The 13,621-nt window shown below is 73.9% G+C and carries 7 protein-coding genes; all 7 read right to left on the bottom strand.

The features are described from left to right. Positions 1 to 97: 97 nt before the first annotated feature. Positions 98 to 1,309, bottom strand: a complete 1,212-nt coding sequence (locus ACIQUT_RS37310) for a DNA polymerase III subunit delta' (RefSeq protein ID WP_403569806.1) — start codon at positions 1,307 to 1,309, stop codon at positions 98 to 100. A gap of 165 nt (positions 1,310 to 1,474) precedes the next feature. Beyond that, complete coding sequence (tmk, locus tag ACIQUT_RS37305) at positions 1,475 to 4,768, bottom strand: dTMP kinase (protein WP_403569804.1); 3,294 nt, start codon at positions 4,766 to 4,768, stop codon at positions 1,475 to 1,477. Between the two features lie 287 nt (positions 4,769 to 5,055). Next, positions 5,056 to 7,893: a type I DNA topoisomerase gene (gene topA / locus ACIQUT_RS37300; RefSeq protein WP_403569802.1), complete on the bottom strand. Its 2,838-nt coding sequence runs from the start codon at positions 7,891 to 7,893 to the stop codon at positions 5,056 to 5,058. 348 nt (positions 7,894 to 8,241) lie between these two features. Beyond that, positions 8,242 to 8,439: a hypothetical protein gene (locus ACIQUT_RS37295; protein WP_403569800.1), complete on the bottom strand. Its 198-nt coding sequence runs from the start codon at positions 8,437 to 8,439 to the stop codon at positions 8,242 to 8,244. A 322-nt stretch (positions 8,440 to 8,761) separates the two neighbouring features. Further along, positions 8,762 to 10,270 carry a methyltransferase gene (locus ACIQUT_RS37290; RefSeq protein ID WP_403569798.1) on the bottom strand — a complete coding sequence of 503 codons (1,509 nt, stop codon included), beginning with the start codon at positions 10,268 to 10,270 and terminating at the stop codon, positions 8,762 to 8,764. A 173-nt stretch (positions 10,271 to 10,443) separates the two neighbouring features. After that, complete coding sequence (locus tag ACIQUT_RS37285) at positions 10,444 to 10,989, bottom strand: small secreted protein (RefSeq protein WP_403569796.1); 546 nt, start codon at positions 10,987 to 10,989, stop codon at positions 10,444 to 10,446. Between the two features lie 144 nt (positions 10,990 to 11,133). Further along, positions 11,134 to 13,539 (bottom strand): sodium-translocating pyrophosphatase, encoded by a 2,406-nt coding sequence (locus ACIQUT_RS37280; protein WP_403569794.1) that lies wholly within the window; start codon positions 13,537 to 13,539, stop codon positions 11,134 to 11,136. Between the last annotated feature and the right edge of the window lie 82 nt (positions 13,540 to 13,621).

The raw sequence follows: 13,621 nt of genomic DNA, 5'->3' as shown, positions 1-13,621 counted from the left end.
GCCCCGGGCCGCCGCGCGCCCCGTGGCCGCCCCGTCCCTGCGGGGCGTGCCCGTCCCCGCCGGGTCGCCCGTACGGGTGAACCGGTCAACCGGTGTGTCAGCCGGCGCGCAGGGCCATCGTCATCGCCTCGACGGCGAGGAGCGGGGCCACGTTCCGGTCGAGGGCCTCGCGGCAGGCGCTGATCGCCTCGATCCGGCGCAGGGTGCGCTCGGGGCCGCCGGTGCGGGCGACGCGGTCGAGGTCCGCGCGGAGGTCCTCGTTCGCGATGGCCAGCGGGGAGCCGAGCTGCAGGGCCAGCACGTCCCGGTAGAAGCCGGTGAGGTCGGTCAGCGCCAGGTCGAGGCTGTCGCGCTGGGTGCGGGTGCGGCGGCGCTTCTGCCGGTCCTCCAGCTCCTTCATCACGCCCGCCGTGCCGCGCGGCATCCGCCCGCTCGTGCCGGCCCCGGCGCCGAGCGCGGCCTTCAGCTCCTCGGTCTCCTTGGCATCGACCTCCTCCGCGAGCGTTTTGGCGTCCTCGGCGGCGGCGTCGACGAGCTCCTGGGCGGCCTTGAGGCAGCCCCCCACGTCGTCGACCCGGAGCGGGAGCTTCAGCACGGTGGTGCGGCGGGTCCGGGCGCCCTCGTCCTGGGCGAGCCGGCGGGCCCGGTCGATGTGCCCCTGCGTGGCGCGCGCGGCGAACGCGGCGACGCCGGGCTCGATGCCGTCGCGCCGGACGAGCAGGTCGGCGACGGCGGTCACGGACGGGGTGCGCAGGGTCAGCATCCGGCAGCGGGAGCGGATGGTGGGCAGCACGTCCTCCATCGAGGGCGCGCACAGCAGCCACACGGTGCGCGGAGCGGGCTCCTCCACGGCCTTGAGGAGCACGTTGGCCGCGCCCTCGGTCAGCCGGTCGGAGTCCTCCAGGACGATGACCTGCCAGCGGCCCACGGCCGGGGACAGCTGGGCCCGGCGGACCAGGTCGCGGGTCTCCTTGACGCCGATGGACAGCAGGTCCGTACGGACGACCTCCACATCGGCGTGCGTACCGACCATGGTGGTGTGGCAGCCGTCGCAGAACCCGCAGCCCGGCTCGCCGCCGAGGGCGCGGTCGGGGCTGGTGCACTGCAGGGCGGCCGCGAAGGCGCGGGCGGCGGTGGCCCGCCCGGAGCCGGGCGGGCCGGTGAACAGCCATGCGTGGGTCATCTTCGACGCGGCGGGCGGCTCCTGCCCGGCGCCGACGGCGGTGACCAGGGCGTCCGCGTCACGGGCTGCGGCGGCCAGCTGCGCCTGTACCCGCTCCTGGCCCACCAGGTCGTCCCACACGGGCATCCCGCCCACCGCCTTTCACATGCCGTCCATGCCGACTCACATGCCGTCCATGCCGTCCACGCCGACCTGCTTGTACTGCTCTACTGCTCTACCGCTCGTGCCGCTCACCCAGTGTGGCGCCTGCCGCCGACAATCCCTGCCGCCCGCGGCCGCGGCACCACCCCGTCAGCGGCGGCGGCGCGGGCCGCCCTCGCCGTCCTCGCCGTCCTCGTCGTCCCGGTGGGAGCCCAGCAGTTCGTCCGCCAGGGTCGGCAGGTCGTCCAGCGGGGTCTCCTCCGCCCAGGAGGGGCGCGGCCGGTCCGGGCGGCCCTCACCGTCGAGGACGGGGAGCTCGCGGGTCACCTCGTCGCCGGCGTCCCGGAAGATGCCCGGCGGCACCCGGTCGGCCGGGTCCTCCTCGGGGCGCCGGGCCGTCGGCCGCACGGCGGAGTACGCCTGCCGCCCGGACGGCACGGACGGCGCGGACGCCCGGTCCCCCGCCCCGCCCTTGCGGGAGTCCGAGCCGGAAGCACCGGACGTACCGGAAGGGCGTACGGGCGGCAGTACAGCCGTCTCGTCCGCGGCTCCGGACGCCTCGACGGCGGGCAGCACGGAAGTCTCCGCCGCCGGGTCGGCCTTCGGCATCGGCACGGCCTTCGGCATCGGCACGGTCTGGGTCACGTCGTCCGGCCGGACGAGCCGCTTGTCCACCGGGGTCCTGACCGGCGGGGCGACCAGCGGGGTCTCGACCGTCACCGCGTCGTCCGGGTGCGGTTCCTTGCTCATGGACACCTTCGGGGCGGGCGCAGGCGCGGCCGCGGGCTCGGCCGGGGCCTGCGGAGCCCGGGCATCCGCGGCCGCCGCGGCTGCCGCCGCCTGGGCCTCCGCCTGCCGGCGCGCCTCCTCGGCCTTCAGCAGGGCCTCCTCGGCCCGCCGCTGCTTCTCCCGGCGCCGCTCGTCGGCCTCGGCGCGCAGCCGGGCCTCCTCCTCCACCTGCAGGCGGAGCCGCTCCTGCTCCGCCGCGCGGGCCTTCTCCTCGGCCTCCGCGCGCCGCCGCTCGGCCTCGGCCCGGGCACGGGCCTCCTCCTCGGCGCGCAGCCGCTCCTCCTCCGCCCGGCGGGCGGCCTCCTCCTCGGCGATCCGGCGGGCCTCGGCGGCCTCTTCCTCGGCCTTGCGCCGGGCCTCCTCGGCCTCGCGTGCCGTGCGGGCCTCCTCCTCGGCCCTCAGCCGCTCCTCCTCGGCCTTGCGCGCCGCCTCTTCCTCCGCCTTGCGCCGGGCCTCCTCCTCGGCCTTGCGGCGGGCCTCGGCCTGGGCGGCCCGCTCGGCCTCCGACAGCGGCAGCATGCGGTCCAGGCGGTGCCGGACGACGGTGGCCACCGATTCCGGGTCCTGCCCCGCGTCGACCACCAGGTAGCGGCCGGGGTCGGCGGCGGCGAGGGTCAGGAAGCCGGAGCGGACCCGCTGGTGGAACTCCGCGGGCTCCGACTCCAGCCGGTCGGGCGCCTCCGTGAACCGCTCCCGGGCGGTCTCCGGGGACACGTCGAGCAGCACGGTCAGGTTCGGTACGAGCCCGTCGGTCGCCCAGCGCGAGATCCGGGCGATCTCGGTCGGCGACAGGTCGCGGCCGGCGCCCTGGTAGGCGACCGAGGAGTCGATGTAGCGGTCGGAGATGACGACCGCGCCGCGCTCCAGGGCGGGGCGGACCACCGAGTCGACGTGTTCGGCCCGGTCCGCGGCGTACAGCAGGGCCTCGGCCCGGTTGGACAGCCCGGCCGAGGAAACGTCGAGGAGGATCGCCCGCAGCCGCTTGCCGATCGGGGTGGCGCCCGGCTCGCGCGTCACGACGACCTCGTGGCCCTTGCCGCGGATCCACTCGGCCAGGGCCTGGACCTGGGTCGACTTGCCGGCGCCGTCGCCGCCCTCCAGGGCGATGAAGAAGCCGCTGGCGGACGGCGCCTGGTCGGGCTCCCCGCCGCGCAGCGCCTCGCGCACGTCGCGGCGCAGCGGTACGCCGGCGCGGTCGTCGGCCTTGACGAGCACCACGACGGCGGCCGGCAGCAGCAGCGCGCCGACGATCATCAGGGTGTACGCGGCGCCGCCGTACGCGAAGACGAGGCCCGCGAAGGCCAGCCGGTGCGGGCCGATCCCCGCGGCCACGACGGGGCCGAGGACGGCGCCGAGCGCCACCGCCACCCGTACGACGGCCTGCAGGTGCTCGGTGGCCCGGGCCCGGCGGAACTCCTCGGTCTCCTGGTCGAGCAGGGTGTGCCCGGTGTTGGCGGCCACGCCCGCGGCAAGGCCGGCGACCAGCGACAGGAACACGCCGGTCGCCAGATCCGTGACCAGGCCGGCCAGCAGCAGCGCGGTGCCGGTCACGGCGATCGCGAGGGCCAGCAGCCGGCGCCGGGACAGCGTGGGCAGCACCTTGCCGGACTGGCCGGCGCGGATGCCGGCGCCGGTGCCGCCGAGCAGGCCGAGCACGAGCAGGGCGAAGGTGGCCGGGCCGCCGCCCAGGTCGAAGGCGTGCAGCACGGCCACGGCGGCGGCACAGGCCACCGCCCCGGCGACCGCGGCGCAGGCCAGGACGAACAGCGGGATCGCCCCCGTACGGCCCTTGTCGGGCCGGTCCCCCGCCTTCGGGGCCCGCAGGCCCTCCAGCGGGGACCGCGGGCGCGGCGTCTTCCCGGCGGGCAGGATCAGCGGCAGCAGCAGCGACAGCGACGCGGCGAACAGGCCGGCCGCCACGTACGAGCCGAGGGCGGCCTGGTTCGCGGCGAACCAGTCGACGCCGAGGCCGAGGACCTTGCCGACCAGTGTCGCGGCGAGCAGCGCGCCCGCGGCGGCGGGCATCGTGGCGAACGTCGTGCGCAGCGTCAGCCGGCGCAGGGCGTCGAGGTGGTCGGGCAGCGGCCGTACGGTCGCCCCCTCCGGCGGCGCCTCGGGCAGCAGGGCGGGGGCGGCGCTGTCCTTGGCCAGGGTCCACAGCCGCTCGGCGGCGCCGGCGACGAAGACGGTGGCCAGCAGCGCGGTCAGCGCGTGCGCCGGGATCCAGTCGAGCCAGAGCGGGGCGACGACGAACAGGCCGATCCGGATCCCGTCGGCCCCGGCCATCGTCCAGCGGCGGTCCAGCGTGCCGCCGGGGGCGGTGAGCTTGGCCAGCGGGCCGAGCAGGACCGCGCCGAAGAGCAGGGTGGCGAGGATCCGGACCCCGAACACGGCGGCCACGGCCAGGGCCCAGCCGCGGTAGCCGGTGCCGAAGGTGCCCTGGGATACGGCCGCCTGGAAGGCGAGCACCACCAGGACCAGCAGGGCGAGGGCATCGCCGATGCCGCTGACCAGCTGGGCGCTCCACAGGCGGCGCAGCCTGGGGGTGCGCAGCAGGGCACGCAGCGCCCGCTCGCGGGAATCCGCGGCGAGGGCTTCGTCGTAGGAAGGGTTCGGGGGGGCGGTCACGCCAGTCGGCTGTTCGGCTCGCGTCATCCGCCCAGCCTATCCGCTGCGCTCGGCAGGTGCGGAGGGCTGTGGATAACCCCGGGGCGGGGCCCCGGGGTGGCCCCACGCCCCCGCGGCCGGGGCCACCGCTGTCGGCCGGGTGCCGGCCGGCCGGGGTTGCTCGCGCAGGTCCCCGCGCCCCTCGCGGGGCGCTCACGCCGCCGCCCCGTGCCGGACGGATCGGGGTGCTCGCGCAGTTCCCCGCGCCCCTCGCGGGGCGCTCATGCCGTCGGCCCGGGGCCGGGCGGATCAGGGTGCCGGCGTTTCCGGTGGGGCTAGGACTCCGCGGGCGGGGTGGCGGCCGTCTTCTTTGCGGCCGTCTTCTTCGCCGTCGTCGCCTTCGCCGTCGTCGCCTTCGCCGTCGTCGCCTTCTTGGCCGTCGTCGTCTTCTTCGCCGCCGTCTTCTTCGCGGCGGCCGTCTTCGTGGCCGTCGCCTTCTTCGCCGGGGCCTTCTTCGCCGTCTTCTTGGCTGGGCCCTTCGCCCGCTTCTCCGCGAGCAGCTCGTAGCCCCGTTCCGGCGTGATCGTCTCGACGTCGTCGTCCCGCCGCAGCGTCGCGTTCGTCTCGCCGTCCGTCACGTACGGGCCGAAGCGGCCGTCCTTCACCACCACCGGGCGCTCGCTGACCGGGTCCGTGCCCAGTTCCTTCAGCGGCGGCTTGGCCGCCGCGCGGCCCCGCTGCTTCGGCTGGGCGTAGATCGCCAGCGCCTCGTCCAGCGTGATCGTGAAGAGCTGGTCCTCGGTCTCCAGGGAGCGGCTGTCCGTGCCCTTCTTCAGGTACGGGCCGTAGCGGCCGTTCTGCGCCGTGATCTCGACGCCCTCGGCGTCGGCTCCCACGATCCGCGGCAGCGACATCAGCTTGAGCGCGTCGTCGAGGGTCACCGTGTCCAGCGACATCGACTTGAAGAGCGACGCCGTGCGCGCCTTGACCGCGTTCTTGCCGGTCTTCGGCGTGCCCTCGGGCAGGATCTCCGTCACGTACGGCCCGTAGCGGCCGTCCTTGGCGACGATCTCGTTCCCGCTGACGGGGTCCTTGCCGAGCTGGAACTCACCGCTCGGCTTGGCGAAGAGCTCCTCCGCGTACGCGACCGTCAGCTCGTCCGGAGCCAGGTCGTCCGGGACGTCCGCCCGCTGGTGGCCCTCGGCGTCCTTCTCGCCCCGCTCCACGTACGGCCCGTACCGGCCCACGCGCAGCACGATGCCCTCGCCGACGGGGAAGGAGGAGATCTCCCGGGCGTCGATCGCGCCCAGGTCCGTGACCAGCTCCTTCAGCCCGCCGAGGTGGTCGCCGTCGGCCGGCCCGGCCTGGGCGGCTTCGCCCTCCGGCCCGAAGTAGAACCGCTTGAGCCACGGCACGGCCTGGGCCTCGCCGCGCGCGATGCGGTCGAGGTCGTCCTCCATCTTGGCCGTGAAGTCGTAGTCGACGAGCCGGCCGAAGTGCTTCTCCAGGAGGTTGACCACGGCGAACGACAGGAAGGACGGCACGAGCGCCGTGCCCTTCTTGAAGACGTATCCGCGGTCCAGGATCGTGCCGATGATCGACGCGTACGTCGACGGGCGGCCGATCTCCCGCTCCTCCAGCTCCTTGACCAGCGAGGCCTCGGTGTAGCGGGCAGGCGGCTTGGTCGCGTGGCCGTCGGCGGTGATCTCGTCGGCGGCCAGCGCGTCGCCCTCGGCGACCTGCGGGAGGCGCCGCTCGCGGTCGTCGAGCTCGGCGTTCGGGTCGTCCGCGCCCTCGACGTACGCCTTCATGAAGCCGTGGAAGGTGATCGTCTTGCCGGAGGCGGTGAACTCGGCGTCCCGGCCGTCGGCGGCCGTGCCACCGATCTTGACGGTGACCGAGTTGCCGGTCGCGTCCTTCATCTGGGAGGCGACGGTCCGCTTCCAGATCAGCTCGTACAGGCGGAACTGGTCGCCGGTCAGAGCGGTCTCGGCGGGAGTGCGGAAACGATCACCCGAAGGACGAATCGCCTCGTGCGCCTCCTGGGCGTTCTTGACCTTCCCGGCGTAGACGCGCGCCTTCTCCGGCAGGTAGTCGGCCCCGTAGAGCTGCGTGACCTGCGCCCGGGCGGCCGCGACGGCGGTGTCCGAGAGCGTCGTGGAGTCCGTACGCATATAGGTGATGAAGCCGTTCTCGTACAGCTTCTGCGCCACCTGCATGCACGCCTTGGCGCCGAGGCCCAGCTTGCGCGAGGCCTCCTGCTGCAGCGTCGTCGTACGGAACGGGGCGTACGGGGAGCGGCGGTACGGCTTGGACTCGACCGAGCGGACGGCGAACGAGCTGTCCGCGAGGGCGGCGGCCAGGGCGCGCGCGTTCGCCTCGTCGAGGTGCAGCACGTCGCTCTTCAGCTGCCCGTTCGCGCCGAAGTCGCGGCCCTGGGCGATCCGCCTGCCGTCGACGGTGTTCAGCCGCGCGACGAGCGTCGAGGGGTCGGAGGAGTCGCCGGCCCGGCCCGTGGCGAAGGTGCCGGTCAGGTCCCAGTACTCGGCGGAGCGGAAGGCGATGCGCTCGCGCTCCCGCTCGACGACGAGTCGGGTGGCGACGGACTGGACGCGGCCCGCCGACAGCTTCGGCATGACCTTCTTCCACAGGACCGGCGAGACCTCGTAGCCGTACAGGCGGTCGAGGATGCGGCGGGTCTCCTGGGCGTCGACCATGCGCTGGTTCAGCTCGCGCGGATTGGCGACGGCCTCGCGGATCGCGTCCTTGGTGATCTCGTGGAAGACCATCCGGTGGACGGGGACCTTGGGCTTGAGGACTTCCTGGAGGTGCCACGCGATGGCCTCGCCCTCGCGGTCCTCATCGGTGGCGAGGAAGAGCTCGTCGGACTCGGCCAGCAGGTCCTTGAGCTTCTTGACCTGCGCCTTCTTGTCCGCGTTGACGACGTAGATCGGCTGGAAGTCGTGCTCGACGTCCACGCCGAGGCGGCGGACCTCACCCGTGTACTTGTCGGGGACCTCGGCGGCGCCGTTCGGGAGGTCGCGGATGTGCCCGACGCTCGCCTCGACGACGTATCCCGGGCCGAGGTAGCCCTTGATCGTCTTCGCCTTGGCAGGGGACTCGACGATGACGAGTCGGCGGCCGCCCTGTGCGGTCTCGCTAGTCGGGGACAACTTGGCTCTTCTCTCCGGTCGGCACTCGGTCGCAGTACGGCGACGCTGCGGAGTGTGACGGTACAACCCGCACCCGTGTCAAACGGCACAAGCCCGCAACGGCCACTCGAACGGTAACCCGACAAGTGCCATTCCTGCCGCCCGGATACCCCGCCGGATCCGTCTCGATCACTGGCCCGAGTGGCCAGGGGGCCGTCTGGCCGCGGGGCCGCACCCCGCCTGACGTCCGGTTTCCCCCGTAGGACCGCGTCGGCGGGCTTCGGTCGGCATTCGGCCGGGCCGGCCGGCCGGAATCCCGCGGTGCCGGGCGGTGTCGGGCTCGCGGATGTGTTCGCCGACGTCCCGGATTCAGAGCCGCGTGAGGCACCACACGCCGAGGGCCACCGCCGTCGCGCCGCCGAGCAGGGCCAGCGGTACGGCCACAGCGGGGCGCACGTCCTCGGCCACCGGCGCGCCGCGGCGGGCACGCGCCCCCGTCCAGGCCAGCAGAGCCGTTCCGAACAGCAGGAAAACGGCTGCCGCGAAGATCGCCGGACCGCGTTCCATGCCGTTCCCCCTCGATGCCGGGCCGTGAGCCGGGCCGCGCCCGGGCTCCCCCGGAATCCCCCCGGGCATCCCGGGGTCCCCCGGCCGGCCTCGTACCCGGGGAGCCTGCCAGCCGCGGGAGAACAGCGGGCGAACCGCGGGTTACATCACAACTGCGGCTGCGACGGCACACCGGCCCCGGCCGCCCCGAGACGACCCGGCCGGCACACGAAGCCCCGGTCGGCCCGCGGCGACTCGGACGGCCCGCGGCGGCCGCGCTGGCCCGCCGCGCTGGCCCGCCGCGCTGGCCCGCCGCGGTGGCCGCCGCGGCACGCGTACCGGCTCAGCGGTCGGCGACCGGCTCCAGGAAGCCCTGCTCGACCAGCATCCGGATCGCCCCGGGCGTCCGGTCCCGGAGCAGGACCGGGTCCTCCTGCACCAGCTGCGCGATCGCGTCCAGGATCCGGCCCGCGGTGAGCGAGCCGTCGCACACGCCGGCGAAGCCCGCCCCGACCGTGTCCACCGTCGTGGCGCGCCGCATGCCGCGGTTCTGGCGGAGCACGACGTGCTCCGGGTCCTCCGCGCCGGGCGGGCCGACCTGCTCCTGGACGACCTCCTCGACCAGCACGAAGCGGCCGTCCAGCAGGGCCGCGTCGTCGTGCTCGCGCAGGTAGTCCTGGCGGGCGAAGTGGGCGAGGACGGCGTCGCCGAGCGGCTGCTCCACCGTGTGGGGCCATTCCTCGATCACGATCGACGGCTCGGCCGCGTCGGTGCGGCGCAGGGTGATCCAGCCGAAGCCGACCGCCTTGGTCTTGCGGGCCTCGAACTCGTCGAGCCAGTCCTCGTACCGCTGCACGTACTCGGCGGGTTCGGTGCGGTGGTCCCCCGCGTCGCGCAGCCACAGCTCCGCGTACTGGGTGACGTCCTGCACGTCGCGCTGCACGATCCACGCGTCGCAGCCGCGCGGCACCCAGGAGCGGAGCCGGTCGCGCCAGTCCTCTCCCTCCACGTGCTGCCAGTTCCCGAGGAACTGGGCGTACCCGCCCGGGTTGAGGTGGGCGCCCGCCTGCTGGACCAGGGTCCGGCACAGGTCGTCGCCGCCCATGCCGCCGTCCCGGTACGTCAGCCGCGCGCCGGGGGAGATCACGAACGGCGGGTTGGAGACGATCAGGTCGTACGTGGCCTCGCCGACCGGCTCGAACAGCGATCCGAGGAGCAGCTCGGCCTCCGGCGCCCCGGACAGCGCCAGCGTCAGCCGGGTGATGCCCAGGGCCCGCGGGTTGACGTCGGTGGCGGTGACCCGGGTGGCGTGCCGGGCGGCGTGCAGGGCCTGGATGCCGGAGCCGGTGCCGAGGTCGAGGGCGTCGGCGACCGGGATGCGCACGGTGATCCCGGCCAGGGTCGTGGAGGCGCCGCCGACGCCGAGGACCACGTCCTCCTCGCGGCTGCCGATCCCGCCGGCCCCGCCGACGGCGCAGCCGAGGTCGGAGACGATGAACCAGTCCTCGCCGTCCGGGCCCCCGTACGGGCGGATGTCGACGGTGGCGTGCACCTCATCGCCCTCGCGGCGCAGCCAGCCGTCGGCCAGCGCCGCCTCGACGGGCAGCGCCTCCGCCGCGTGCACGTACGGCTCCGGCTGCTGCAGCAGGAACAGCCGCACCAGGCTCGCGAGCGGGCCGGTGCCCCGGCTTCGGGTGGCGCGCAGGGCGGGGACCGTCTCGCTGCGGGCCAGCGCGGCGTAGGCGGGGGCGCCGAGCAGCTCCAGCACGCCGTCGGCGGTGAAGCCGGCGGAGAGCAGGGCCGCGCGGAGCTCGGCGGCGCGGTCGGGCGTGGGGAGGCTGGTGGTACTCACGCGTCCATTGTGTCGGCTGACACGGCGGATCCGTGCGCCGCACCGGCCACGGCGCGGCCGCCGGGGCTCACTTGGCGGGCGTGGAACACCTCGGCGGATGTCACATGACACCTGGCGGGCGCCGGGACACCTCGGCGGGCGTCACGACACCTTGCAGCCCTTCTGGCCGGGCGTCACGACACCTTGCAGCCCTTCTGGCTCTCGACCGCCTTCTTCAGATCGCCCACCGTGACCTTCGCGTACGCCTCCTTGCTGCCCTTGTTGGCCTCCGCGATGGCGCCCGACATCTGGCTGAGGCCATCGGCGAACTTGGTCTGGTCCTTGGGGTCGAGCGCGTCGATCTTCGTCTTCAGGTCCGCGTAGGCCTTGGACGCGGCCTCGAAGCCCTGGACCGCCGCGGTCTGGGCCGCCTGGCCGTCCTCGGTCGGCGGGGCCCCCGCCGACGACACCGCGGCGCTCATCGCCTTGTACGCGTCGGACTGGACCTGGAAGGCCGCCGAGTCGGTCTTCTGCACCTCGTCCGGCTTGCTCGTCGTACCGGACACGCGCTTCATGTCGGCACTGGCCACCGCGACCTTCTGCAGCTCGGGCGCCCACTTGTCGCAGACCTTCTTGGCCCACGCGTTGACCTTCTCGCCGCCGTCGTCGCCGCCGCAGCCGGACAGCACGAGCATCAGTACCGCACCGCCGGACACCGCGGACGCAAACTTCTTGTTCACCGGATCGGTCCCTTCCAAGGCTCTCGGCCCGGAAGATACACGGCCCTCCTCCGGCCACGCAGAACGGCGGACGGACAGCGCGTCGGTCCGCGCCGCCCGCCCGCCGTTCGATTGTGCCTTCGAACCCCGGGGAAACGGGCCGTGTCAGGACACGACCGCGGGGTCGGCCGGCTGCTGCGCCACCCGCTCGGTCCCCGCGCCGTCGCCGCTGTCGCCGACCGCGATGCCGCGCCGCTTGGAGACGTACACGGCGACGACGATGACGGTGATGGCGACGGCCGCGACGACCGCGCGGACGGTCGGGCTGGTGTCGGCGCCGTAGCTGAACTGGACGACGGCCGGCGCGATCAGCAGCGCCACCAGGTTCATGACCTTGAGCAGCGGGTTGATGGCGGGGCCGGCGGTGTCCTTGAACGGGTCGCCGACGGTGTCGCCGATGACGGTCGCGGCGTGGGCGTCGCTGCCCTTGCCGCCGTGGTGGCCGTCCTCGACGAGCTTCTTGGCGTTGTCCCACGCGCCGCCGGAGTTGGCGAGGAAGACGGCCATCAGCGTGCCGCAGCCGATCGCGCCCGCGAGGTACGCGCCGAGCGCGCCGACGCCGAGGACGAAGCCGACCGCGATGGGCGCCATGACGGCGAGCAGGCCGGGGGTGGCGAGCTCGCGCAGCGCGTCCTTGGTGCAGATGTCCACGACGCGGCCGTACTCGGGCTTCTCGGTGTAGTCCATGATTCCGGGGCGCTCGCGGAACTGGCGGCGCACCTCGTAGACCACGGCGCCCGCGGAGCGGGACACCGCGTTGATGGCGAGGCCGGAGAACAGGAAGACCACCGCCGCGCCGAGGATCAGCCCGACGAGGTTGTTGGGCTGGGCGATGTCGAGGCTGAGGTTCATCTCCCCGGCCTTGGCTCCGACCTCCTTGACCGCGGTGGAGATGGCGTCGTTGTACGAGCCGAACAGCGCGGCCGCGGCGAGCACGGCCGTGGCGATGGCGATGCCCTTGGTGATGGCCTTGGTGGTGTTGCCGACGGCGTCGAGGTCGGTCAGGACCTGCGCGCCGGCGCCCTCGACGTCGCCGGACATCTCGGCGATGCCCTGGGCGTTGTCGGAGACGGGCCCGAAGGTGTCCATGGCGACGATCACGCCGACGGTGGTGAGCAGGCCAGTGCCGGCCAGGGCCACCGCGAAGAGCGCGAGCATGATCGAGGTGCCGCCGAGCAGGAAGGCCCCGTAGACGCCGAGGCCGATGAGCAGCGCCGTGTAGACCGCGGACTCCAGGCCGACGGAGATACCGGCCAGGACGACGGTGGCGGGGCCGGTCAGCGCGGACTTTCCGATGTCCCGGACGGGACGGCGGTTGGTCTCGGTGAAGTAGCCCGTGAGCTGCTGGATCAGGGCTGCGAGCACGATGCCGATGGCGACGGCGACGAGGGCGAGGACGCGCGGGTCGCCGGAGTGCTGGGTGATCGCCGGGTTCTCGACGCCGACGAGCTCCTCGTACGTGGCCGGCAGGTAGGCGTAGACGGCGATGGCGACGAGCACCAGGGAGATCACGGCGGAGATGAAGAAGCCGCGGTTGATGGCGGCCATTCCGCTGCGGTCGGAGCGGCGCGGGGAGACCGCGAAGATGCCGATCATGGCGGTGATGACGCCGATGGCGGGAACGATGAGCGGGAAGGCCAGGCCCAGGTCGCCGAAGGCGGCCTTGCCGAGGATGAGAGCGGCCACGAGGGTGACGGCGTACGACTCGAAGAGGTCGGCCGCCATGCCGGCGCAGTCGCCGACGTTGTCGCCCACGTTGTCGGCGATGGTCGCGGCATTGCGCGGGTCGTCCTCCGGAATGCCCTGCTCGACCTTGCCGACCAGGTCGGCGCCGACGTCGGCGGCCTTGGTGAAGATGCCGCCGCCGACGCGCATGAACATCGCGATCAGGGCGGCGCCGAGGCCGAAGCCCTCCAGGACCTTGGGGGCGTCGGCCGCATAGACCAGGACGACGCAGGAGGCGCCGAGGAGGCCGAGGCCGACGGTGAACATGCCGACGACCCCGCCGGTGCGGAACGCGATCCGCATGGCCTTGTGGGAGACGTCGGTGAGGTCCTTGGCGGGCTCCCCGTCGGCGGGGGTGGCCTCGCGGGCGGCGGCGGCGACGCGGACGTTGGCGCGCACCGCGAGGCGCATGCCGATGTAGCCGGTGGTCGCCGAGAAGAGGGCGCCGACGAGGAAGAACGCGGAGCGTCCCGCGCGCTGCGTCCAGTCGTCGGCGGGCAGCAGGAACAGCAGGAAGAACACGACGACGGCGAAGATGCCGAGGGTGCGCAGCTGCCGGCCCAGGTAGGCGTTGGCGCCTTCCTGCACGGCCGCGGCGATCTTCTTCATGCTGTCGGTTCCCTCGTCGGCGGAGAGAACCTGGCGGACCAGGATCTGCGCGACGACGAGTGCGGCAATTGCCACGGCCGCGATCACCATCACGATGAGCCGATTGTCATCGGTGAGTACCGCGGCGGCCAGATCGGTTGTGCCGTCCGGCGCTTCAGGGGTGAAGAGCCCCGTCATTCGTCCTCCTTGACGTGATGAGCTCAAGATGTGGACGGATTGTAGGGAGCCGGTCCCGAGCAAAACAGTGCGCAGGAAACGG

The organism is Streptomyces sp. NPDC090445, from assembly GCF_044769385.1.
In the GTDB taxonomy this organism is placed as follows: domain Bacteria; phylum Actinomycetota; class Actinomycetes; order Streptomycetales; family Streptomycetaceae; genus Streptomyces.
This window is presented reverse-complemented; position numbering and strand designations above follow the sequence as displayed.

What these genes read in the sequence shown, in the direction of transcription:
- ACIQUT_RS37310 (WP_403569806.1), bottom strand. Translation starts at nt 1,309, where the DNA reads ATGCCCGTGTGGGACGACCTGGTGGGCCAGGAGCGGGTACAGGCGCAG.
- tmk (WP_403569804.1), bottom strand. Translation starts at nt 4,768, where the DNA reads ATGACGCGAGCCGAACAGCCGACTGGCGTGACCGCCCCCCCGAACCCT.
- ACIQUT_RS37295 (WP_403569800.1), bottom strand. Translation starts at nt 8,439, where the DNA reads ATGGAACGCGGTCCGGCGATCTTCGCGGCAGCCGTTTTCCTGCTGTTC.
- ACIQUT_RS37280 (WP_403569794.1), bottom strand. Translation starts at nt 13,539, where the DNA reads ATGACGGGGCTCTTCACCCCTGAAGCGCCGGACGGCACAACCGATCTG.